Origin of the sequence: Aciditerrimonas ferrireducens (genome assembly GCF_023130475.1) — a bacterium.
Classification (GTDB): domain Bacteria; phylum Actinomycetota; class Acidimicrobiia; order Acidimicrobiales; family UBA8190; genus Aciditerrimonas; species Aciditerrimonas ferrireducens.
On record NZ_JAKHEX010000020.1, the window covers coordinates 1 to 22,149 of the forward strand.

18 protein-coding genes are annotated in these 22,149 nt (G+C 73.4%); 13 read left to right on the plus strand and 5 right to left on the minus strand.

The features are described from left to right. Positions 1-131: 131 nt before the first annotated feature. Together Acit_RS10315 and Acit_RS10320 are read right to left on the minus strand one after the other, a co-directional pair. A complete protein-coding gene (locus Acit_RS10315; RefSeq protein WP_248108781.1) occupies positions 132-1,085 on the minus strand; it encodes an ABC transporter permease in 954 nt (317 codons plus the stop codon). 172 nt (positions 1,086-1,257) lie between these two features. Then, a complete protein-coding gene (locus tag Acit_RS10320) occupies positions 1,258-3,195 on the minus strand; it encodes an ABC transporter substrate-binding protein (protein ID WP_248108783.1) in 1,938 nt (645 codons plus the stop codon). Between the two features lie 551 nt (positions 3,196-3,746). On the opposite strand from Acit_RS10320, the gene Acit_RS13195 reads away from it, so the two are divergent. From Acit_RS13195 to Acit_RS10345, 5 genes are all read left to right on the plus strand, one after another. Then, entirely contained in the window at positions 3,747-4,442 is a 696-nt protein-coding gene (locus tag Acit_RS13195; RefSeq protein ID WP_282436774.1) for a tetratricopeptide repeat protein, read from the plus strand. Positions 4,443-4,542: 100 nt separating this feature from the next. After that, entirely contained in the window at positions 4,543-5,595 is a 1,053-nt protein-coding gene (locus tag Acit_RS10330; protein ID WP_248108785.1) for a threonine aldolase family protein, read from the plus strand. Between the two features lie 80 nt (positions 5,596-5,675). Beyond that, positions 5,676-6,731 carry a class I fructose-bisphosphate aldolase gene (locus Acit_RS10335; protein WP_248108787.1) on the plus strand — a complete coding sequence of 352 codons (1,056 nt, stop codon included), beginning with the start codon at positions 5,676-5,678 and terminating at the stop codon, positions 6,729-6,731. A gap of 108 nt (positions 6,732-6,839) precedes the next feature. Next, complete coding sequence (locus Acit_RS10340) at positions 6,840-8,750, plus strand: 2-oxoacid:acceptor oxidoreductase subunit alpha (protein WP_248108788.1); 1,911 nt, start codon at positions 6,840-6,842, stop codon at positions 8,748-8,750. Continuing rightward, complete coding sequence (locus Acit_RS10345; RefSeq protein WP_248108790.1) at positions 8,747-9,781, plus strand: 2-oxoacid:ferredoxin oxidoreductase subunit beta; 1,035 nt, start codon at positions 8,747-8,749, stop codon at positions 9,779-9,781. The genes Acit_RS10340 and Acit_RS10345 overlap by 4 nt, the downstream gene beginning before the upstream one ends. Before the next feature lie 161 nt (positions 9,782-9,942). Here Acit_RS10345 and Acit_RS10350 read toward each other — a convergent pair whose 3' ends face one another. Together Acit_RS10350 and Acit_RS10355 are read right to left on the minus strand one after the other, a co-directional pair. Continuing rightward, positions 9,943-11,130 carry an MFS transporter gene (locus Acit_RS10350; protein WP_248108792.1) on the minus strand — a complete coding sequence of 396 codons (1,188 nt, stop codon included), beginning with the start codon at positions 11,128-11,130 and terminating at the stop codon, positions 9,943-9,945. A 289-nt stretch (positions 11,131-11,419) separates the two neighbouring features. After that, on the minus strand, positions 11,420-12,121 hold the full coding sequence (locus Acit_RS10355) for a cell division protein ZapB (RefSeq protein ID WP_248108795.1): 702 nt from the start codon (positions 12,119-12,121) through the stop codon (positions 11,420-11,422). A 335-nt stretch (positions 12,122-12,456) separates the two neighbouring features. Here Acit_RS10355 and Acit_RS10360 point away from each other — a divergent pair, with 335 nt between their 5' ends. From Acit_RS10360 to Acit_RS10390, 7 genes are all read left to right on the plus strand, one after another. Next, a complete protein-coding gene (locus Acit_RS10360; protein ID WP_248108797.1) occupies positions 12,457-13,107 on the plus strand; it encodes a CDP-alcohol phosphatidyltransferase family protein in 651 nt (216 codons plus the stop codon). A 164-nt stretch (positions 13,108-13,271) separates the two neighbouring features. Then, entirely contained in the window at positions 13,272-15,713 is a 2,442-nt protein-coding gene (locus Acit_RS10365; RefSeq protein WP_248108799.1) for a sugar phosphate nucleotidyltransferase, read from the plus strand. A gap of 87 nt (positions 15,714-15,800) precedes the next feature. Beyond that, positions 15,801-16,181, plus strand: a complete 381-nt coding sequence (gene gcvH, locus Acit_RS10370) for a glycine cleavage system protein GcvH (protein WP_248108801.1) — start codon at positions 15,801-15,803, stop codon at positions 16,179-16,181. A gap of 72 nt (positions 16,182-16,253) precedes the next feature. Continuing rightward, a complete protein-coding gene (locus Acit_RS10375; protein ID WP_248108803.1) occupies positions 16,254-16,730 on the plus strand; it encodes an FHA domain-containing protein in 477 nt (158 codons plus the stop codon). A gap of 31 nt (positions 16,731-16,761) precedes the next feature. Continuing rightward, a complete protein-coding gene (locus Acit_RS10380; RefSeq protein WP_248108805.1) occupies positions 16,762-17,613 on the plus strand; it encodes a MerR family transcriptional regulator in 852 nt (283 codons plus the stop codon). A gap of 52 nt (positions 17,614-17,665) precedes the next feature. Beyond that, a complete protein-coding gene (locus Acit_RS10385; protein WP_248108807.1) occupies positions 17,666-18,169 on the plus strand; it encodes a bifunctional nuclease family protein in 504 nt (167 codons plus the stop codon). Between the two features lie 77 nt (positions 18,170-18,246). Continuing rightward, entirely contained in the window at positions 18,247-18,972 is a 726-nt protein-coding gene (locus Acit_RS10390) for a DUF4232 domain-containing protein (RefSeq protein WP_312710488.1), read from the plus strand. 8 nt (positions 18,973-18,980) lie between these two features. On the opposite strand, the gene Acit_RS10395 is transcribed toward Acit_RS10390, so the two are convergent. Then, a complete protein-coding gene (locus Acit_RS10395) occupies positions 18,981-20,054 on the minus strand; it encodes an acrylyl-CoA reductase family protein (protein ID WP_248108809.1) in 1,074 nt (357 codons plus the stop codon). A 20-nt stretch (positions 20,055-20,074) separates the two neighbouring features. Between Acit_RS10395 and Acit_RS13680 the strand changes: the two genes are divergently transcribed. Continuing rightward, positions 20,075-22,084, plus strand: coding sequence for a S9 family peptidase (locus Acit_RS13680; RefSeq protein ID WP_248108811.1), 2,010 nt, complete (start codon positions 20,075-20,077; stop codon positions 22,082-22,084). Positions 22,085-22,149 lie beyond the last annotated feature (65 nt).

Below are 22,149 nucleotides of genomic sequence, written 5' to 3' on the forward strand. Positions count from 1 at the left end.
GCGCAGCAGGCCACCGAGGTCCGCCACCTCGCCGCCAGCGGGCTCGGGGGCGCCGGGTGCCCCGGTGGTCGTCTCGGAGGCCAGGTCCAGCAGGTCGGGTTCGGGTACCAGGCTCATGACGGTCCCTCCGCTCAGGCAGCGGCGTAGCGGATCCGCGGATCCACCACGGCGTAGAGGATGTCGGCCAGCAGGTTCCCGGCGACCGTGGCCACGGTGATGACGAAGGTCACCCCGAGCAGGGTCGGGATGTCCACGTTCAAGGCGGCGTCCACCGCCAGTTTGCCCATGCCCGGGTAGTTGAAGACGTCCTCGGTGATGACCGCGCCGCTCACGATGGCCGGCACGGAGAGGCCGAGCAGGGTCACGATCGGGATGAGGGCGTTGCGCAGGGCGTGGGCCCAGAGGACCCGGCGGGGTCCGACCCCCTTGGCCCGGGCGGTCCGGATGTAGTCCTGGGTCAGGGTCTCCATCATCGACGAGCGCATGTACCGGCTGAAGGAGGCGATGGTGATGGCCGCCAGGGTCACCACCGGCAGGACCAGGCCCCGGGGATCGCTGAGGATCCCCCCGACGCTCTGGGCCTGGGGGGCCTCGACCGGGAACCACTTGAGGTCCACGGCGAAGAAGAGGATGAGGAGCGTGCCGAGCAGGAACGAGGGCATGGCGTAGAAGATGAACGCCAGCCCGGTCAGCACGTAGTCCTCCAGCCGGTTCCGGCGGACCACCTGGAAGATGCCGAGGGGGATGGCCACCACCAGGGCCAGGATGGTGGCCAACCCGACGAGGATCAGGGTCTTGGGCAGGCGGGTCCCGATGAGGGTGAGGACCGGCTGGTTGTACTTCGGGGACCGGCCCAGCTGGAAGCGGGCCAGGTTCCAGACGTAGTGGAGGAACTGGTCCCACAGCGGCAGGTCCAGGCCGTTCTGCCGCTTGAACTGGGCGATGGCGATGGCCGTGGCTCGTGGGCCGAGCACCGCGCGGGCCTCGCCGCCGGGGATGACGTGGATGAGGAGGAACATGGCGGCGATGACCGCCAGGACCACGACGATGGCCTGGCCGAGCCGCCGGACGAGGAACCCGATCACGGCCGGATGCTAGCCACGGCCCGGCGGCGCGGCCGGGCGGAGCAGGTCGGACGGGAGCAGGCGGGCCGGTCGCGCCGAGCGGCCGGGGTCGCCCCCGGCCGCTCGGTCGCTCCTCGGCTCGGCCCACCTGCGGCCAGCGGGGCTGGCCGGCGGGGAAGGACGAGCTCGCCGGTCACTTCTTCACGAAGTACCAGTACTCGGGGAAGAGGTTCGAGAACGGGTTCTGCGGCACCACGCCACGGAGGTTCTCGGCCACCTCGGTCAGCGAGTAGTCGGCGTTCGGCTCGTAGATGACCGGCAGCTGCTGGGCCAGGTAGTTCTGGTACTGGTCCAGGTTCGTCGTGGTCTGCACGGTCTGCTCGATGAGCTTGTCGGCCTCCGGGCTCGAGTAGTTGCCCGAGTTGGAGCCCGCGCCGGTGAGGAACAGGGTCTCACCCGAGGGGTAGTAGTCGGGGCTGTACTCCCAGCCACCGCCCCACCAGCCCATCTCCAGGCTGCAGCTCGACGGGCTCGTGCACGGGGGCGAGTAGTCGCCGACCACGGTGTTGAAGGTGCCTGGTGCCAGGGTGACGTTGATGCCCACCGACTTCCAGGCCGACTGCTCGATGGTGGCGGTCTGCTGGATCCAGGTCACCCCCGTGGCGTAGGCGAAGGTGAAGCTGAGCGGGGTGCCGGCGGGGATGCCGGCTCCGCACTCACCGGATCCGGTGCCAGGCTTCACGCAGGTGTCGGTCCCGTTCGGCACGACCTTCCAGCCGTGGTCGGCCAAAAGGGCCTTGGCCTTCGCCGGGTCGTAGGGGTAGGGGTTGGACTTCTCGTAGCTGTCCACGAACGAGTTCGGCGGCAGGACCGGCACCGGGCCGTAGCTCGGCACGCCGTAGCCCTTCAGCAGCTTCGAGATCATCGCCGTCTGGTCCACCAGGGACTGCATGGCCTGGCGGATGTAGAGCTGCTTGAAGATCGCGCCGGCCGCCCCGTGGTCACCGGTGGACTCGAACTTCAAGACGGCATAGTTGAACCCGAAGAGCACCCACGGATCCATGTAGTACTTGCCCGCCAGCCGCGGGTTGTTCGGACCGGGCTCGAGCGGGTTCGACGTGCTGGCCGTCAGGTCCGTGGTCGGGAGGTAGCCGACCGTCAGGTCACCGCCCAGCAGGGCGTTGTACTCGGCGTCCTCGGTGGTGAAGGGCACCTCCTCGAACTTCGAGATGATCGGCTTCTGGGGACCGGAGTAGTCGGGGTTCGGGACCATGACCACCTGGCCCGAGGTGCTGAACGACGCCAGCTTGAACGGCCCGTCGACCACCGACCAGATCGGGCTCGAGGCGTAGCCGGCCAGGTTCTTGGCCTGGTTGGCCAGGAAGTTGTAGACCGCGGTGCACGCCGAGTCGGTCGAGGCCGCCCCGTAGGTCCCGGTCGAGCAGCCGCCCGAGCCCGGCGCCCCACCGAGGGAGGTCACGTCCCAGGCCTTCGGCATGGGGGTGATCTGGGACAGCTCGTTGTAGAGCAACCAGGTCGGGTTGTAGGACCGGTTGAAGGTGATGGTCAGCTGGGTGGGGCTGTCCACCGTGACGCTGGTGACGTTGTCCGGGAAGTACCCCGGCACGTAGTCGTACCAGTTGTTCTTCTCGGCGTGCAGCATGTTCATCCAGAACAGCACGTCGTTGGCGGTGACCTGCTCCCCGTTCGACCACATGTAGTGCTTCAGGGTGATGGTGGCCACGCTGTCGTTCTTCGAGAACACCGGCAGGTCGGCCAGCGAGAGCGCTGGGTCGACCGTCGGGCTCGTGCTCTGCGGCGACCCGAACATGTAGAGGGGCCGGTAGAGCAGGTACTGGAACTGCGAGATGTTGTCGACCGTCGAGTACTGGGACGTGTCGAAGGGGAAGATGTAGTTCGGCGTGGCCGAGGGCGGCTCCGCCCAGACCACCGTGCCCCCGGTCAGCTTCGTGCCCCCGGAGGGGATCGCGGAGGCCTTCGTCGGCGCCGCTGCGCTGCTCGAGGACGACGAGCACGAGGCCAGGGTGAGCGCGCCCACGCAGAGCACGCCGACGCCCCCCAGTGCTCGACGCATTCGGCGGCTCGGGGTGCCGCCACGGATGGTTCGCATGGACCCTCCCTCCTCGTCACGGACCGGTGCCGATGGTCGGCTCACCGGTGCCTACCCCCGCTTCCGTCACCTGATCGTCACGGAACGCTTGCCGAACCGTAACCCAACGCGAGCCCTGTTGCACGTGTTGGGACCGAACTTGGCCCGCGAGCAGGATCCCCTTGGCGCGTCGGGTCCCGTTCGGGGGGCGCTAGCCTGCCACGGTGGCTCCCCGGCACCCTGCCTCCCCCGATCGGCGCGCCGGCGCCGCCCAGGGCGGTCGTTCCGGGCGCCGGGCGGGGGTGTCTCGCCAGGGAGCAGGCGAGCCGACCGGGCGGGCGCGGGCCTGGGGTGCGGTGGCCCGCCAGGGGGTGCGTCAGGGAGGGCGACCGGCCCGGTCGGTGGGCCGCGGGGCGGGGTCGCCGCCAGGACCGGCCCCTGGCAGCTCGGAGGTCGTCGAGCGAAGGGCTCAGCGCGTCGAGCGGGTGCCCAAGGGCCCGAGCCCGAGCCAGGGACCTCGAGGTGGCCGGCCCGCCCGTCCGCCGGCCCCGGTCGAGCTGGACGGGGAGGTGGTGCGGGAGCTGGAGGACGCCGGCGGCCCCCGAGCCGGCCGGTTGGTCGCCGAGCTGACCCGGGCGGCCGAGGCCTACGCCGCCGACCGCTATCTCGACGCCCTGCGCATCACGAGCCGCTTGGTCCGCGTCGCCCCCGGGTCGGCGGCCGTCCGGGAGCTGCACGGGCTCGCCTGCTACCGGCTGGGCCGCTGGCGCCAGGCCCTCGGTCACCTGCAGGCAGCCGCCGAGCTGACCGGCGGCGACGTGAGCCAGCTGCCGGTCGTGATGGACTGCCATCGGGCGCTGGGCCAGCACCGGGAGGTGGCGGCCCGGTTCGAGGAGCTCCGGCGGGCGTCCCCGGACGCCGACCTGCTGGCCGAAGGCCGCTTGGTGCTCGCCGGGGACCTGGCCGACCAGGGGGACCTGCAGGGGGCGGTCGCGCTCCTGGTCGAGGCAGGGGCCATGCGGCGGCGGGCGAACCCGGCGGCCCGCCACCTACGGCAGTGGTACCTGCTGGGCGACCTCCTGGAGCGCAGCGGGGACCTGGCCGGCGCCCGGGAGCTCTTCGCCCGGGTGGTCGCCGCCGACCCCGAGCTGGCCGACGCCGCGGCCCGCCTCGAAGCCCTGGGCGGGCCCCCGGGCACGGTCCGGACGCGCCGAGGACGACGACCGGCCGAGGACCGCACCCTGGGCGACCTGGCCCGTCGCCCCTGAGGGCCCGTCGTCCCCGAGCACGCCCTGGGTCCGAGCGGCCCGCAGGCGGCGGCGTCGACCGGTCGATCCCCGAGGCGGGTCCGGCCCCTAGCCTGGGTCCGTGGCAGACGGGCTGGTGGACCTCCGGAGCGACACGGTGACGAAACCCACCCCGGCCATGCGGCGGGCCATGGCCGAGGCCGAGGTGGGCGACGACGGCTGGGGCGAGGACCCCACGGTCCGGCGCCTGGAGGAGCGGGTCGCCGAGCTGCTCGGCAAGGAGGCCGCGCTCTTCGTGCCCTCGGGGACGATGGCGAACCAGCTGGCCCTCGGGGTGCTCGGGCGTCCGGGTGCACGGGTGGTCCTGGGCGGTCGGCAGCACGTCCTGGCCCATGAGGCCGGTGGGGCGGCCGCCTGGTGGGGCCTGCAGCTGCACCCGGTCGCCGATCCTCACGGGATCCTCGACCCCGGGGAGCTGGCCTGGGCCCTGGCCGCCGAGCTCCACCACTGGCCGCCGGTGGCCCTGGTGGCCGTGGAGAACAGTCACGCCGCGGCGTGTGGGGCCATCTGGGACCCGGGCGACCTGGCGCGTCTGGGGGCCGTGTGCCGGGGGGTGCCGATCCACCTCGACGGCGCCCGCCTCTGGAACGCCCAGGTGGCAAGCGGGGTGTCGGCGGCGGAGCTGGCAGCGGTGGCCACGACGGTGGCCACCTGCCTCTCCAAGGGGCTCTGCGCCCCGGCCGGGTCGCTCCTGGCCGGCCCGGCCGACCTCGTGGCCGAGGCCCGGGAGCTGCGGCACCGCATGGGGGGCGGCATGCGGCAGGTGGGGGTGCTGGCGGCCGCTGGGCTCGTGGCCCTGGAGCAGATGGTCGAGCGCCTCGCCGAGGACCACCGGCGGGCCCGCCGGCTGGCCGCGGCGGCGGCCGAGTGCTTCGGCGACCCGACCGGGGAGCTGGCGGCCGCCCCGACGAACATGGTGCTCTTCGAACCCCCCGACCCCGAGGCTGTCCTTCGGACCCTTCAGGAGGAGGGCGTGCTCGCCTCGAGCGTCGGCCCGGGAGTCCTCCGACTGGTGACCCACCACGACGTGGACGACGAGGGCATCGAGCGGGCCCTCCGGGCCCTTGGACAAGCTGCCAGGAGCGGCCCGGGGGCCCGGGGTGGGCAGCGCTAGCATCCGACGCGGTCCCCTCGGGGGTGTTCGGCTGGCCGTCGACGCCCCGGTGGGGAGCCGAGAGCGAAGGAGGCGTGGCGGTGGCAACGGACATCGCAGGGCTGCTCGGTGACGAGGCCGAGGAGCTGTTGACCCACGAGTGCAAGGGCGTGCCCCGCGACGAGCTGGTCCTGCCGGGGCCCGACATCGTGGACCGGGTGTTCCGGGACAGCGACCGGCCCGTGCCGGTGCTGCGGAGCCTGGCAACCCTCTACGGCACGGGCCGACTGGGCGGGACCGGCTACCTGTCGATCCTGCCGGTCGACCAAGGGATCGAGCACTCGGGGGCGGCCAGCTTCGCCAAGAACCCGGCCTACTTCGACCCGGCGAACCTCTGCGAGCTGGCCATCGAGGCCGGGTGCTCGGCCATCGCGACGACCCTCGGGGGCCTCGGGGTGGTGGCCCGTCGCTACGCCCACAAGATCCCCTTCATCGTGAAGCTGAACCACAACGACTTCCTGCACTACCCGAACACCTACGACCAGGTCATGTTCGCCCAGGTGGCCCAGGCGGCTGACCTGGGGGCGATCGGGGTGGGGGCCACCATCTACTTCGGCTCCGAGCAGAGCGACCGCCAGCTCCAGGAGGTCTCGGCGGCCTTCGCCGAGGCCCATCGGCGGGGCTTGTTCACCGTCCTGTGGTGCTACCTGCGGAACCCGGCCTTCAAGACGAAGGACGCCGACTACCACGTGGCCGCGGACCTGACCGGCCAGGCGAACCACATCGGGGTCACCTTGGAGGCCGACCTCATCAAGCAGAAGCAGCCGGAGAACAACGGGGGCTACGTGGCCCTCGGCTTCGGCCGGACCGATCCCCTGGTCTACGACCAGCTGACCACCGCCAACCCGATCGACCTGACCCGCTGGCAGGTCCTGAACTGCTACGCCGGGCGGATCGGGCTCATCAACTCCGGCGGGGAGTCCCGGGGGGCCGGGGACCTGGCCCAGGCGGTGCGGACGGCGGTCATCAACAAGCGGGCCGGCGGGACGGGCCTCATCGTGGGCCGCAAGGCCTTCCAGCGCCCCATGGCCGAGGGGGTGGCGCTGCTCCACGCCGTCCAGGACGTCTTCCTCGACCCGTCGGTGACCATCGCCTGAGCTGGGTCGGCGCGCTGGTAGGCTCGGGTCGGCGGGCCCACCGGCCCGGACCCCTCGGGGCCGTGACCGGTCCGGCCCGGCTCGTCGTCGCCCGGACCGGGAGGGGCTGTGTCCACTGTGGTGCCTCGCAAGACCAAGGAACTCGACCGAGTCGTCGTGCGCTTCGCCGGCGACTCGGGGGACGGGATGCAGCTGACCGGGAGCCGGTTCACCACCGTCAGCTCGCTGCTTGGGAACGACACGGCCACGCTGCCGGACTTCCCGGCGGAGATCCGGGCGCCGGCGGGGACCCTGGCCGGGGTGTCGGCGTTCCAGGTCCACATCTCGGACCACGACATCTTGACCCCGGGGGACGCCCCGAACGTGCTCGTGGCCATGAACCCCGCGGCGCTGCGGGCGAACCTGGGGCTCATGGCCCCCGGCGGCACGATCATCGTGAACGTCGACGCCTTCGACCAGCGGTCCCTCGAGAAGGCCGGCTACCAGGCCAACCCGCTCAGCGATGGGTCCCTGGCCGCCTTCACGGTCTACGAGGTGCCCATGACCTCCCTGACCATGCAGGTCGGCAAGGAGGCCGGCGTGAAGCCCCGGGACGCCGAGCGGTCGAAGAACTTCTTCGCCTTGGGCCTGGTGAGCTGGCTCTACAGCCGCCCGGTGGAGCCGACCTTGGCCTGGATCGCCGAGCGCTTCGGCGGGCGGCCGGAGGTCGCCGAGGTGAACACCCGGGCCTTCAAGGCCGGCTACCACTTCGGGGAGACCGCCGAGCTGTTCGAGTCGAACTACCAGGTCCGGCCGGCGCCGGTGGAGCCGGGGACCTACACGAACGTGACCGGCAACACCGCCTTGGCCTGGGGCCTCATCGCTGCGGCCCGGCAGGCGAAGCTGCCGCTGTTCCTCGGCTCCTACCCCATCACGCCGGCCTCCGACATCCTCCACGAGCTGTCGAAGCAGAAGCACTTCGGGGTGCGGACCCTCCAGGCCGAGGACGAGATCGCCGGGATCGGGGCGGCCATCGGGGCGGCCTTCGGCGGTGCGCTCGGGGTGACGACCACCTCGGGGCCCGGCATGGACCTCAAGGCCGAGGCCGTGGGCCTGGCGGTGAACCTGGAGCTGCCGCTGGTGGTGGTGGACATCCAGCGGGCCGGGCCGTCGACGGGGATGCCGACGAAGACCGAGCAGGGCGACCTGCTCCAGGCGCTCTACGGTCGGCACGGGGAGGCGCCGGTGCCGGTGGTGGCGGCCATGACCCCCTCGCACTGCTTCGACGTGGCCATCGAGGCGGCCCGGATCGCCGTGACGTACCGGACCCCGGTCATCCTGCTCTCCGACGGCTACCTGGCCAACGGGGCGGAGCCCTGGCGGCTGCCGGCGGTCGAGGACCTGCCGACCATCGAGGCGAACTTCGCCACCCAGCCGAACCACGAGCGGGCCGACGGCACGGCCGAGTTCTGGCCGTACCTGCGGGACCCGGTGACCCTGGCTCGGCCCTGGGCCGTGCCGGGCACGCCCGGGCTCGAGCACCGCATCGGCGGCCTGGAGAAGCAGGCGGGGAGCGGCAACGTCTCCTACGACGGGGAGAACCACGAGCGGATGGTCCACGAGCGGGCGGCCAAGCTGGCGGCCGTCGCGGCCAGCATCCCCCCGGTCGCCGTCGACGACCCCGACGGCCTGGGGAGCGCGCCGGTCCTGGTGCTCGGCTGGGGCTCCACCTACGGGGCCATCGCCGCCGGGGTCCGCCGGGTCCGGGCCCGGGGCCTCAAGGTCGCCCACGCCCACCTGGTGCACCTGAACCCCTTCCCGTCGAACCTCGGCGAGGTCCTGCGGGCCTACCCGAAGGTCCTGGTGCCGGAGGTGAACCTGGGGCAGCTGGTGAAGCTGGTGCGGGCCGAGTTCCTGGTCGACGCCCAGCCGCTCACCAAGGTGCAGGGCCAGCCGTTCCGGGCCCGGGAGATCGAGGAAGCAGTCCTCGACACCCTCGGGGTGGCGGCTGGGAGCGCGACGAGCGAGGAGCAGGAATGACCGATCTGGCCGTGCCGACGACCACCCGGAAGGACTGGGCCTCGGACCAGGAGGTCCGCTGGTGCCCGGGGTGCGGGGACTACTCGATCCTGGCCGCCCTCCAGATGCTCCTGCCCGAGCTGGGGGTGCGTCGGGAGAACACCGTGTTCGTCTCGGGGATCGGCTGCGCGGCCCGGTTCCCCTACTACATGCAGACCTACGGCATGCACACCATCCACGGCCGGGCCCCGGCGATCGCCACCGGCCTGGCGGTCACCCGGCCGGACCTCGACGTGTGGGTGGTGACCGGGGACGGGGACGCCCTCTCCATCGGGGGCAACCACCTCATCCACGCCCTTCGGCGGAACGTGAACATCACCATCCTGTTGTTCAACAACCAGATCTACGGGTTGACCAAGGGCCAGTACTCGCCGACCTCGGAGGTGGGCAAGGTCACGAAGTCCACGCCCTTTGGCTCCTTGGACACCCCCTTCAACCCGATCAGCCTGGCCCTTGGTGCCGAGGCCACCTTCGTGGCCCGCACCCACGACATGGACCGCAAGCACATGCAGGAGACCTTCCGCCGGGCCCACGAGCACCGGGGGGCGGCCTTCGTCGAGATCTACCAGAACTGCAACGTCTTCAACGACGGTGCCTTCGAGCGGATCACCGGCCGGGACCAGCGGGCCGACATGCTGATCCCGCTGGTGCACGGCCAGCCGATCGTCTTCGGCGCCGAGGGCCAGTACGGCGTGGTCATGGGGGAGGACGGGCAGCTGCGGATCGCCCCGGTCGCCGAGGTGGGGGTGGAGCGGGTCCTCGTGCACGACGAGCACCGCGACGACCCTGGCCTGGCTTTCGCCCTGTCCCGTCTGGCCCGCGGCCCCTTTGAGCCGACCCCCATCGGGGTGTTCCGGGACGTGGAGCGACCCGAGTACGGGGAGGCCATGACCCGGCAGCTGCTCGAGGCCCAGGAGCGCCGGGGACCCGGGGACCTGGCTGCCCTCTTGGCCTCGGGCGGCACGTGGGAGGTCCCGGGGCCCGCACATTGAGTGGCGGGTCGGGCGATGCCCCGGCCGGCGCGGGTCAAGGGATCGTCCGGCTCGACCGATACCCCCGGTGTCGACCGGCACCGGGCGGCGACGGTCGAGGGGCACGCCGCCCCCGGTGCCGGGCCGGTGCCGATCGTGCCGGAGACCTCCTGCTGGGCCCCTCAGGTGTCAGCCGCTGCGCCGTGCACCACCGGCACGGCGGCGGGGTCTTCGACCCGGCGGAGCCGCGGCACGGTGGTTGCCACCAGGGCGAGGAGGGCCGCGGCCGCGCCGAAGCCGGCGCCGAGGAGGCTGACCCCGTTCCAGCCGGCCGAGGCGTAAACCCGGGTGGAGAGGGCTGAGCCCAGCGCCCCGCCGCAGAAGTAGGTCACCATGTAGACGCTGGTCACGCGGCTGCGGGCCTCCGGCCGGATGAGGTAGATGGCGCCCTGGTTCGAGATGTGGAGGCCCTGGGCCCCGATGTCGAGCAGGACGATGCCGACGACGAAGGGCCAGAGGCTGCGACTGCCGAGCCAGAGGGGCGCCCAGGCCAGGACCAGCAGCCCGCTGGTGGCCAGGGTGGTCGACCGCAGCAGCCCGCGGTCCGAGCGGCGGCCGGCCCGGGTGGCGGTGAGGGCCCCGGCCGCCCCGGCCAGGCCGAAGAGGCCGATGAGGGCCGGGCCGAGGTGGTAGCGGTGGGCGAGGAGGAACGCCATGGAGGTCCAGAGCACCGAGAAGGTGGCGAAGGAGAGGAACCCGTAGGCGGCCCGGAGGCGCAGCAGGGGCTCCTCGAGCGCCAGGCGCAGCGTCGAGGCCAGGGTGCGCCCGTAGGGGAGGCGCTCGGTGTTCCGCCAGCGGGGCAGGGCCCGGTTGAGCACCAGGGCCTGGAGGAGCATGACGCCGGCCGAGGCGAGGTAGACGGTCCGCCAGGTGCCGAGCTGCGCGAGGGCCCCGGCCACGGTGCGGGCCAGGAGCACGCCGACGAGCAGGCCGCTCATGACCGTCCCCACCACCCGGCCCCGTTCCCCGTCGGAGGCGAGGGAGGCAGCGAAGGGCACGAGCACCTGGGCCATGACCGTGGTGCCCCCGACGGCGGCTGCCGCTGCGAGGATCAGGGGCCCCCGGGGGGACAGCCCGAACCAGACGAGGCCGACGGCGGTCGCCAGGCTCAAGGTGACCACCAGGCGGCGGCGCTCCAGGAGGTCGCCGAGGGGGAGCACGAAGAACAAGGACGCGGCGTAGGCCAACTGGGCGACGGTCACGATGAGGCCAGCGGTACCCGCCGAGAGGTGGAGGTCCCGGCCGATGACCGGCAGGAGGGGCTGGGCGAAGTAGTTGTTCGCCACCGCCGCCCCGGTGGCCAGCGCCATGGTGAGCACCGTCGCTCGGCGCAGACCACCATCGGCGCGCCCGTCGGCCCTCGTCCTTCGGCGAGGGGCGCGCGCCGGCTGGGTGGTCGTCGAACGGCTCGGGGCAGGGGTCGCCATGGCAGGGCTTGCAGGGCTGGCGTCCGGGTTCGGACACCGAGGGCCAGGGTACCGGGCCGGGCCGAGGGCCGGGCCGGTGGGCTCGGAGCACCCTGAGGCGCGGTGTTCCCGAGCCCAGAGGAGCGCGGCACGAGCCGCTTCCCAGGCGAGGATGCCTGAGGGCTCCGGGTGGTCAGCTGATCCGGGTCACCCGGGTCGCGGCCCGGCGGCCCCGTGGCCGGTCGAGCATACGTTGGAGGAGCGCCAGCTCACCGTCGTCGAGCTCGGCTGCCCTGGCATCGGGCGTCGGCCGACGGGGGGCCCGGAGACGAGCCTCCACTGCTTCGAGGTTCTGTTGGGTGCGTTCGAGTTGCTGGCGAAGCGTCTCGTTCTCCTCTTCGAGGGCTTCCCGAGCGGCGCGGACCCGAGCAAGCTCCCGTTGCAGCTCACCGACCTGGCGTTCGAGGCCGACCAGACGCCGGTTCAGCCAGGTCCGACCCTCGCCCGCACTCCTCGCGGTGTCGGACGGGGACTCGTGCCGACCAAGGATCTCGGCAACCTGGGCGAGCAAGCGGCGAGCGAGCTCGTCGTAGTCGACGCCGTCCGGGGATCCGACGAATGGCGCCGCGACACGCGAGACCTGTTCCCGCCGAGCGGTTCGAGCGACGGGCCTGTGGGCGGGTGGCGCCTCGGACGTCTCCGGCACCGGATCGGGGTCCCGGCGGGCCTGCCCGGCACGAGCCTGGCCCTCGTCGGTGAGCTCGATGCGGTAGGTCCGCTTCCCCCGGATCTCCCGACGAATGAGACCGGCCCGCTCCATGCCCGAGAGGAGCTGGGCGAAGGCGATGCTGCTGCCCGGATACTCCACGGCACTCGCAAGTGCCGTGCTCGCCATGCCCGAGGCGTCGACGACCGGGCCAGCCGTCGCGAGCCAGGCCACGACTCTGTCGCGGGTCCCGACGGCCTTCTTGGTCGTGGTCGCCGAACGTCCCCGTCGCTCACCCATGGTTCTGAACGCTCTCCTCTTCCCGCAATGGTCCGCAGGCGCGAACCGCCCACAATCATAATCGCGAAGATGATTATTGGTGGTTGTCGCCTCCCCGGTGTGCTCGATGGCGTTGGCGCAAAGCAGTCGACAGGCGCGTCGCCGCAGGGGCGAGCGGACTGCGGGGGCTGGTCGGTGCCGAAGCGGCGACGTCCAGCGTGAGGCCGGCTCCGTAGACTGAGGTGATGGTCCAGGCGGCTCCCGCTCCCCAGCACGCCGATGGCCCGGCACTCGCCCAGGAACTGGCGTCGGCAGGCACGGAGGATCGGATACTGACCGTCCCGAACCTGGTGACGGCGGTTCGGCTGGCCTGTGTGCCGCTGTTCGTGTGGTTGCTCTTCGGTGCGCACCAACAGAGTGCCGCTGCGGGGTTGCTGGCCGGCCTAGGGGCGACGGACTGGGTGGACGGGACCGTGGCGCGACACTTTCACCAGGTCTCGACCCTCGGCAAGGTCCTGGACCCCACCGCCGACCGGCTGCTGGTGGCTACGGCCGTCCTCTGCACGGTGATCGTCGGGGCGGTGCCGCCCTGGTTCGCTGCTCTGACCGTGGCTCGCGAAGCACTCGTTTCGGGCGCAGTGCTCCTGCTTGCGGCCCTCGGGGCAAAACGGATCGACGTGCTCTTCATCGGCAAGGCCGGCACCTTCGCCCTCATGGCCGCGTACCCTGCCTTCTTGCTGGCCCACGGCTCGGCTACCTGGCAGGGCGACCTCCGGTCGGCGGCCTGGGTGATCGGCCTTGGCGGTCTGTGCCTGGCCTGGGTGGCGGCTGGTCGCTACCTGCCGGAGGCTCGGGCTGCTCTTGTCGCCGGGCGAGCGGGGCGGGCGGCTCGGTGATCGACTGGCCCGGCTCAGCTGCGGCCGATCCCTTCGGGGACGAGGAGCCGGTCCCGGCGCCCTGAGCGGCGGTGCCAGCCGTCGGCGGGCCGGGCGGGTAGGGTCCAGACGATGGCTCCCTGGAGGCAGCACGGACGGGGCGGAGGGCGATGAAGGCGGTCATCATGGCCGGAGGCGAGGGGACACGGCTGCGCCCCCTGACCTCGAACCAGCCCAAGCCCATGTTGCCGATGGCCAACCGGCCGATGATGGAGCACGTCCTGGGGTTGCTGAAGCGGCACGGCTTCGACGACGTGGTGGTGACGGTGGCGTTCATGGCGAGTGCCATCCGGAACTACTTCGGGGACGGCTCGGAGCTCGGGGTGCGGATCCGCTACGCCGCGGAGGAGACCCCCCTGGGGACGGCCGGGTCGGTGGCCAACGCCCGGGACCTCCTCGGCGAGCGGTTCCTGGTCATCTCGGGGGACGTCCTGACCGACCTGGACCTGAGTGCCCTGGTGGCCTTCCACGAGGAGCGGGGGGCGCTGGCGACCTTGGCCCTGAAGGCGGTCGAGGACCCCTTGGAGTTCGGCATCGTCATCACTCGGCCCGACGGGGCCATCGAACGGTTCCTGGAGAAGCCCAGTTGGGGACAGGTGTTCTCGGACACCATCAACACCGGGGTCTACGTGCTCGAGCCCGAGATCCTCGACCTGGTCCCGAGCGGACGCCCGGTGGACTTCTCCGGGGAGGTCTTCCCCGCTGCCCTGGCCGCCGGCCGACCGGTGTACGGCTGGGTGGCCGAGGGGTACTGGGAGGACGTGGGCACCCTCGAGGCGTATCTCCGGGCCCACCAGGACGTCTTGGACCGGAAGGTGGCCGTCGGGGACCTGGGGTTCGAGCTCCGCCAGGGGGTCTGGCTGGGGAAGGGGGCCACGGTGGACCCCGCCGCCGAGGTGCGGGGCCCGGCCCTGATCGGCGACAACGTCACGGTCGGCCCGGGATCGGTCATCGGGCCCTACACGGTCCTCGGACCGAACGTCCGGGTGGGGGAGAACGCTGCGGTCGAGCGGAGCGTGGTCCACGACGGCAGCCACCTGGCCTCGGGCGTGCGGGTGGAGGGTTCGGTGGTCGGGCGGGCCTGCGACCTGCGCCAGGGCTGCCACCTCGAGGAGGGGGTGGTGCTCGGCGACGAGGTCTTCGTGGGGGCCGCCGCCGTCTTGAAGGCCGGCATCAAGGTCTTTCCGTTCAAGACGGTGGAGATGGGGGCGACGGTCAACACCTCCATCGTCCTGGAGTCCCGGGGGGCCAGGAGCCTCTTCGGCCGCCAGGGCGTGACCGGCCTGGCGAACGTCGACGTCGGTCCCGAGCTGGCTCTGCGGCTGGCCATGGCCTGGGCCTCGACCCTGGAGAAGGGCTCGACGGTCACCGCGTCGAGGGACACGAGCCGGGCGGCCCGGGTCCTGAAGCGGGCGATCATGGTGGGCTGCAACGCCGCCGGGGTGGACGTGGAGGACCTGGAGGTGGCCACGGTGCCGGTCACCCGGTTCCAGGTCCGCTCGGGACCGAGCCAGGGGGGGATCACGGTCCGCCTGGACGAGCAGGACACCCAGTCGGTGGTCATCCGGTTCTTCGACCGGGACGGCATCGACCTGGACGAGGCGGCCCAGCGGAAGATCGAGCGGCTCTACGCCCGGGAAGAGTTCCGACGGACCTTCGCCTCGGACATCGGCGACCTGCGCTACCCGGCCCGGACCCTCGAGTACTACACGGCGGCCCTCATGGACCGGATCGACGTCGACCGAGTGGCCAAGGCGGGCTTCAAGCTGGTCCTGGACTACTCCTACGGCACGGCCAGCTTCGTCATGCCCAACGTCCTGGCCAAGCTGGGGGCCGACGTCCTGGCCGTCAATCCCTACGCGGCCACGGCCCGCTCGATCGGGGGGGACCGCCAGGGTGCGGCCGCCCGGGTGGCCGACCTGGTGCGGTCCTCGGGGGCCGACCTCGGGGCGGTCATCGACCCGGGGGGGGAGCACCTGACCCTGGTGGACGACGAGGGCCGGGTCCTGGCCGACCACGAGGCCCTGGTGCTGCTGGTCGACCTGGTGACCAGCCGGGGCCGGGCCCGCCGGGTCGCGTTGCCTGTGGCCGCCCCGTCGGCTGCCGAGCGGACCGCCCCGGCGCACCTCATGGAAGTGGCCAGCGACCGGGAGACGGACTTCGCCGGGAGCCTGGAAGGCGGCTTCATCTTCCCGCGCTTCCTGCCGGCCTTCGACGCCGTGGCCACCGTCGCCCACCTCCTGGACCTGCTGGCCGAGCCTGATGGGGGCACGCACCGGCTCTCGCGCTGGTCCTCCCGGGTCCCCCGGATCTGGACCGCCCACGAGGAGGTGGTGACCCCCTGGGAGCAGAAGGGCACGGTGATGCGGAGCCTCGTGGAGCGCCTTGCCGGCCGGGACCTGGTCCTGGTCGACGGGGTCAAGGTGCTCGACGCGGAGGGCTGGACCCTCGTGGTGCCCGACCCCGAGGAGCCGGTCACCCACGTCTGGGTCGAGGCGGCCAGCGAGGAGGCGGCCCGGGCCCGGGTGGAGGAGCAGGCCGCTCGGGTGCGCCAACTGCTGGTCTGACCGGGTCTGGCTGCCCGGCAGCCGGGGGCCCTGCGGTCCGGGCCGTCGACCTGGCCGGGCGGCGGGCGAGTGGCTAGGGTCCAGGGCATGCGGGTCCCCGAGGAGCTGCGCTACACGGAGGAGCACGAGTGGGTGGCGGCGGGGGGCGAGCGGGTCCGGATCGGCATCACCGACTACGCCCAGGACGCCCTGGGTGACGTGGTCTACGTGCAACTGCCGGCCGTTGGCACCGAGGTCGAGGCCGGGGGGGTGCTGGGGGAGGTGGAGTCGACGAAGTCCGTCTCGGAGGTCTACGCCCCCGTGGCCGGACGGGTGGTGGCGGTGAACGAGGCCCTGGTCGACGCCCCGGAGCGGATCAACCAGGACCCCTACGGCGAGGGCTGGCTCTGCGAGGTGGAGCCGGCCGAGCGGGGCGCGCTGGAGCAGCTGCTGGACGCCGCCGCCTACCGGCGGCTGGTCGAGCGCTGACCCGAGGCGCGCCTCGCCCGTGGGTGACGCGCGCCTCGGGGTCGGGAAGGGCCGAGCGGCTAGCGTAGGCCCGTGGCGTTCTGCACCAACTGCGGGCACCGGAACCCCCCCGACGCCAACTTCTGCGCCTCGTGCGGCGCGGCCTTGGTGACGGCTTGGGCGGACACCACGACGGTGACCATCCGGCTAGAGGACGCCCTGGCCGACCAGGGGGGAGAGGAGGCTGCGCTCGAGCTGCCGGTCCCCTCGGACACCGGGGTCCTGGTGGTGCGGCACGGCCCGAGCGCCGGGACTCGTTTCGTGCTGGTCGCCCCGACGACCGCCGTGGGCCGGCACCCCGAGAGCGACATCTTCCTCGACGACATCACCGTCTCGCGGCGCCACGCCGAGATCGCCCGGGGCGAGGACGGCTACCGGATCCGGGACCTCGGGTCCTTGAACGGGACCTACGTGAACCACGAGCGGATCGAGGAGGCGAAGCTCCGAAGCGGGGACGAGGTCCAGATCGGCAAGTTCAAGCTGCTCTTCGTGGCCGGCCCCGAGGCATGAGCACGGAGGGGGCGCAAGGGGGTCGACGAGGGTGAGCGGCCGGAGCTACCTGTCGATCGGCGACGTGCTGAGCCTGCTGCAGGAAGAGTTCCCCGACGTCACGATCTCGAAGATCCGGTTCCTCGAGAGCCAGGGCCTGGTGAGCCCGGAGCGGACCCCGTCGGGCTACCGGAAGTTCTACGACGAGGACGTCGCCCGGCTCCGGTGGATCCTGCGGCAGCAGCGGGAGCACTTCCTCCCGCTCAAGGTCATCAAGGGCCGCCTCGAGGCCGCCGGGGGGAGGCCGCCCGAGCTGGCCGAGGAGGACGCGCCGCTCGGGCAGCCGGCCGAGCCGGCGGGCGGCGAGGATGCGCCTGCGGTCGGGCCGGCTGACCCCGGGGTCCTCCCCGGCTTCCCCCCGCCGGTCGGCGAGGCGGGACGAGCAGGCATTCGTGGACGAGCGGGGACGAACGGGGCCGCCCGGGAGGCCGGGACGCCTCGGCACAAGGACCCGGGCCTCTCCGAGGCGGGGTACAGCGCGGCCGAACTGGTGACCCTGAGCGGCTTGGAGCCGGGGACCGTGGAGGCCCTCGAGGCCTACGGCTTGCTGCGGCCAGCCCGGCGGGTGGCCGGGGAACCGGTCTACGACGAGACGGGCCTGGCGGTGGCCAGGGCAGCGGCGGGCTTCGCTCGGTTCGGCCTCGAGGCCCGGCATCTGCGGAGCTACAAGCACGCCGCCGAGCGGGAGGCCGGGTTCGTGGAGCAGGTGGTGCTGCCCTTGCTGCGGCAACGGAACCCCGAGGCCCGCCAGCGGGCCCGGGCCGTGGCCGAGGAGCTGGTCACCTTGGGCCAGGCCCTCCACCAGGCCCTGGTGGCCGAAGCCCTCGGCGATCTCCTCCGCTGAGCTGGCCGGCGATGCCGAGACGGCTGCCCGGGCGGGGCGGTAAGTTCGCGGCATGGTGGAGGTGCGGCTGAGCGCCGTGAAGGTCGACCTGCAGTCGAACACGCCGGTCCTCCTGCTCACCGAGACCAGCGGCGCCGGGAGGTCTCTTCCCATCTTCATCGGCGCCCCCGAGGCCACGGCCATCGCCTTCGCCGTCCAGGGAGTGGCGACCCCCCGGCCGATGACGCACGACCTGTTCCGGGACGTGCTCGAGGAGCTCGGGGTGCGCCTGGAGCGGGTGGTGATCACCGAGCTGCGCTCGGCCACCTACTACGCCGAGCTGCACCTGGTCAGCAACGGGACGACGGTCCACGTCTCGAGCCGCCCCTCGGACGCCGTGGCCCTGGCGGTCCGGACGGGGAGTCCCTTGTTCGTGGCCGACGAGCTGATGGACGCCGAGGCCATCGTGCTGCCCACGGAGGACGAGGACGAGGAGGAGGACCTGAGCCCCGAGGAGCTCGTGGGCCAGTTCCGACAGTTCCTGGACCAGGTGCGCCCCGAGGACTTCTCGTCGTGAACGGGGCGCCAGCGCCCCAGCGGGCGGCGCCCCGGCGGGTGGCGGGTCGAGCGTCGCGGGGTCGCCGCACGGGCTGGGTGGGCGGTCCAGCCGGCGTGGTGCTGGCGGCCCTCGTGCTGGCGGCCTGCGGCTCCTCGGCCCCGCACGGCGTCCATCGGTCGCGGGAGGCCACGGCTCGGGGCGCGAAGGCCCCGTCGGGACAGGGCGCCGCGGGCTCGACCAGCAGGAGCAGTGGCTCGACGACCGGGGCGGGCGGGTCCTCGGCGGGAGGCGGCCGGGGCGGCACCAGCGGGTCGGCCGGGGTGCCGAGCGCCCTGGGCTCGGTCGGGGCCAGCGCCGGCGGCGGGACCCCGACGTGCCCGACCGCCGAGCTGGCGGGCCACCTGGTGGGCGTCCAGGGCGGCGGCGGCCTGCTGGAAGCGACGGTGGCGCTGTCGAACACCGGGGGGCAGCCCTGCGGGCTGGAGGGCTACCCGGGCGTGCAGTTCCTCGGCAGCGACCAGAACGTCCTGTCGGCGACGGTCGTGCCAGGCGGGAGCGTGCCCTTCGAGGCGCCGACCCCCACGGCCCTCGTGCTCGCCCCGGGGGCGAGCGTCGAGTTCAACATCGGGCTGCCCGACAGCCCGGCGCCGGGGGCGAGCACCTGCCCGACGGCCACAGCGCTGCGCGTCGAGCCGCCCGGTGACGTGGCGGCCCTGAGCATCCCGAGCGACCTCCAGGTCTGCAGCAGCGGCTCGGTCCACGTCTCGGCCCTGTTCTCCCCGGGCTCGCCGGCGGCCGCCACCGCCGTGCCTGGCAGCTGAGGCCGGCCTCAGCGGGAGGGCTGGACGAGCACCCGGCCCCGGACCCGGGCGGCGAGGACGTCCTGGAGGGCCTCGCCGAGCCCGCCGAGGCCGACCTCGCGGTCGACGAAGCGTTCGAGGTCCCCGGGCCGCAGGTCGGCAGGGTCGGCGATCCGGGCCCAGACCTGCTGACGGCGGGTCCGGTCGGTGGCGACGGTGTCGATGCCGAGCAGGCTGACCCCGCGGGTGATGAAGGGGTAGACGGTGGTGACCAGCTCGGCCCCGCCGGTCAGGCCGCTGGCGGCCACGGCGCCCCCGTAGGCGAGGTCCCGGAGCACGAGCGCGAGGGTCCTGCCCCCCACGCAGTCCACGGCGGCGGCAAAGCGGCCCGGGCCGAGCACCCGTCCAGGGTTGGGCTCGAGGTCGTCCCGGCCGATCACCTCGCTGGCCCCCAGGGCTTCGAGCCAGGTCCGCTCCTGGGTCTTGCCGCTGGAGGCCACCACGCGGTAGCCGCGCCGGGCGAGCATGGCGACGGCCATGGACCCGACGCCGCCCGAGGCCCCGGTGACCAGCACGGGGCCCCGAGCCGGTTCGAGGCCGACCCGTTCGAGGGCGTCGACCGACATGGCGGCGGTGAATCCCGCGGTGCCGACCACCATGGCGGCCCGCGGGTCGAGACCCGCCGGCAAGGCCACCACCCAGGAAGCGGGCACCCGCGCCAGGGCGGCGAAGCCCCCGTGGTGGGCCACCCCGAGGTCGTAGCCGTGGACCACGACGGCGGTGCCCGGGGTGATGCCGGGGTCGTCGCTCTGAAGGACCCTGCCGGCGAGGTCGACCCCGGGGACGAGGGGGGAACGCCGGGCCACCCGGTTCCCGGGCTGGGTGACCATGGCGTCTTTGTAGTTGACCGACGACCAGGCCACCTCGACGAGCACCTCGCCGGGTCCGAGCTCCGAGAGGGGCAGGGTGGTTGGGCCCTGGGTGAGCTGGCCGTCTGCTTGGGTCACCAGGTAGCAGGCCACGGGGGTCTCGGGGGGGAGCGGAGCCGAGGTCGGCGTGGGGGTGGTCTCGGCGCGAGGGATCTCAGGGTGCGAAGAGGCCATGGCCGCTACCCTACGGGGCCGTGGGGGCGGGCAGCAGCGGGCCGGTCGAGGGGGACGAGAAGGGCCCGGCGGTCCACCCCTACGGCTGTTGGCCCTCGCCCGTCGGCCCGGCGTCGGTCGGCGCCACCCGGGTGAGCCGGGCAGGCCTGCAGGTCGTCGGGAACCAGGCGTTCTGGCTGGCCTCGGATCCTTCGGCCGGTGGGGTCCAAGGGGTCCGTCGACTGGACCTGGCGGCGTTCGCCGAGGGCCGGGACAGCGCGGTGGGGCGGCTCGGGCCGCCGGACCTGGACTGCCGTTCGGGGGTCCACGGCTACGGGGGCGGGGCGCTGTGCGCCTGGCCGGGGGGCCTGGCCGTGGTGGAACGGTCGAGTGGCCGGGTGGCCCTCCTCGGCGGGCCGCGGGGGGAGGAGGTCCGGTGGCTGACCCCCCCGGCACCGGCCGGGGAGCGGTGGTCGCACGGGGACCTGGCGGTGGTGCCCGGGGGTCGCTGGCTGGTCGCCGTCCGGGAGCGGGTAGCCCTCGACGACCCCTCGGCAGGGTCGGACGAGGTGGTGGCCATCCCGATCGAGGGGGGCGAGCCGGTCGTGGCGGTGCGTGGCCGAGCCTTCTACGGCGCGCCCCGACCCTCGCCGGACGGGGCGTGGCTCGCCCTGGTCTGCTGGGACCCGCCGGCCATGCCATGGGACGAGAGCGAACTGTGGCTCTGGCCGCTGGCCCTGGAGGCCGGGGGGGCGGTGAGCGGGCCGGGTCGCCGGGTGGCCGGGGGCCCAGGGGAGGCGGTGGGCCAGCCGCTGTGGGTCGGGGAGGACCTCTGGTTTATCTCCGACCGCTCCGGCTTCGCCGAGCCGTGGCGTCTGCGGGCCGGGGAGGAGCAGCCGGAGCTGCCGGTCCCGCTGCGGGCGGACTGCCAGGGGCCGGCCTGGTCCCTCGGGCAGCGGACCCTGGCGGCCCTCGGGGACGGTCGGGTGCTGACGACGGTGCGGACCGAACGGGGGGACCAGCTGGCGGTGCTGGACCCCGAGGCCGGCCAGGCCGAGTGGCTGGCCCAACCCCTGGTGCAGGTGGCCGAGGTCGCCCCCTGGGGAGGAGGGGGCGTGGTGGCCATCGGGGCCGGGGCGAGGGAGCCCGCCGGGGTGGTGCTCCTGCGGCACGGCGAGGCCCGCTGGTGTCGGGAGGACGGCGGCGCGGGCAGCCGCTGGCCGACGACGGCCCTCTCGGTGGCCGAACCGGGCACCTTCGAGGCCGAGGACGGCTTCGTCGGGCACCTGCTGGTCTTCCGGCCCGCGTCGGACCTGGCCAGGGGACCGGCCGGTGGTCGGCCCCCGCTGCTGGTCCTCTGCCACGGGGGACCGACCGGGGCGGCTGAGGCGAGCTTCGACCCGATGGTCCAGTTCTGGACGAGCCGAGGCTTCCTGGTCTGCGCGGTCGACTACCGGGGCTCGAGCGGCTTCGGTCGGGCCTATCAGCAGGCCCTCGCGGGTCGCTGGGGGGAGGCCGACGCCGCCGACGTGGTGGCCGCGGCCCGCCAGCTGGTGGAGGCCGGGGCCGTCGACCCGGATCGGCTGGCGGTGCGCGGGGCGAGCGCCGGGGGCCTGACCGCGCTGGAAGCGGCCACGAGCGGGCTGTTCCACGCCGCAGTGGTCGCCTACGGGGTGACGGACCTGGCGGCCCTGCGCCAGGACACGCACCGGTTCGAGGCCCACTACCTGGACCGGCTGGTCGGGCCGCTGCCGGGGGCCGCGGCCCTCGACGAGGCCCGGTCGCCGGCTCGGCACCCCGAGCGGCTGCGGGCCGCGGTGCTGCTGCTCCAGGGCACCGAGGACCCGATCGTGCCCCCCAGCCAGGCGGTGGCCATGGCCGAGGCCATGGCCCGAGCCGGGGGACGCTTCGAGCTGCGGTTCCTCCCGGGGGAGGGCCACGGCTTCCGGGCCGCCGCCAGCATCGAGGCAGCCATGGCCGCCGAGGAACGGTTCCTTCGGCGGGTGCTGCGCCTCTGCCCGACGGGCGACGCCGGGGGCGAGGAGCCCTAGGGGGCCCCGGGCGTCGCCGCCGGGGACGGTGCCCCGCCGCAGGGCCGTGCTGCCCGTAGGATGGC

Bases quoted from the DNA above. Each gene is read 5' to 3' on its own strand.
- Acit_RS10320 (WP_248108783.1), bottom strand. From the start codon at position 3,195: ATGCGAACCATCCGTGGCGGCACCCCGAGCCGCCGAATGCGTCGAGCA.
- Acit_RS10345 (WP_248108790.1), top strand. From the start codon at position 8,747: ATGACCGATCTGGCCGTGCCGACGACCACCCGGAAGGACTGGGCCTCG.
- Acit_RS10350 (WP_248108792.1), bottom strand. From the start codon at position 11,130: ATGGCGCTGGCCACCGGGGCGGCGGTGGCGAACAACTACTTCGCCCAG.
- Acit_RS10355 (WP_248108795.1), bottom strand. From the start codon at position 12,121: ATGGCGAGCACGGCACTTGCGAGTGCCGTGGAGTATCCGGGCAGCAGC.
- Acit_RS10360 (WP_248108797.1), top strand. From the start codon at position 12,457: ATGGTCCAGGCGGCTCCCGCTCCCCAGCACGCCGATGGCCCGGCACTC.
- Acit_RS10365 (WP_248108799.1), top strand. From the start codon at position 13,272: ATGGCCGGAGGCGAGGGGACACGGCTGCGCCCCCTGACCTCGAACCAG.
- gcvH (WP_248108801.1), top strand. From the start codon at position 15,801: ATGCGGGTCCCCGAGGAGCTGCGCTACACGGAGGAGCACGAGTGGGTG.
- Acit_RS10385 (WP_248108807.1), top strand. From the start codon at position 17,666: ATGGTGGAGGTGCGGCTGAGCGCCGTGAAGGTCGACCTGCAGTCGAAC.
- Acit_RS10395 (WP_248108809.1), bottom strand. From the start codon at position 20,054: ATGGCCTCTTCGCACCCTGAGATCCCTCGCGCCGAGACCACCCCCACG.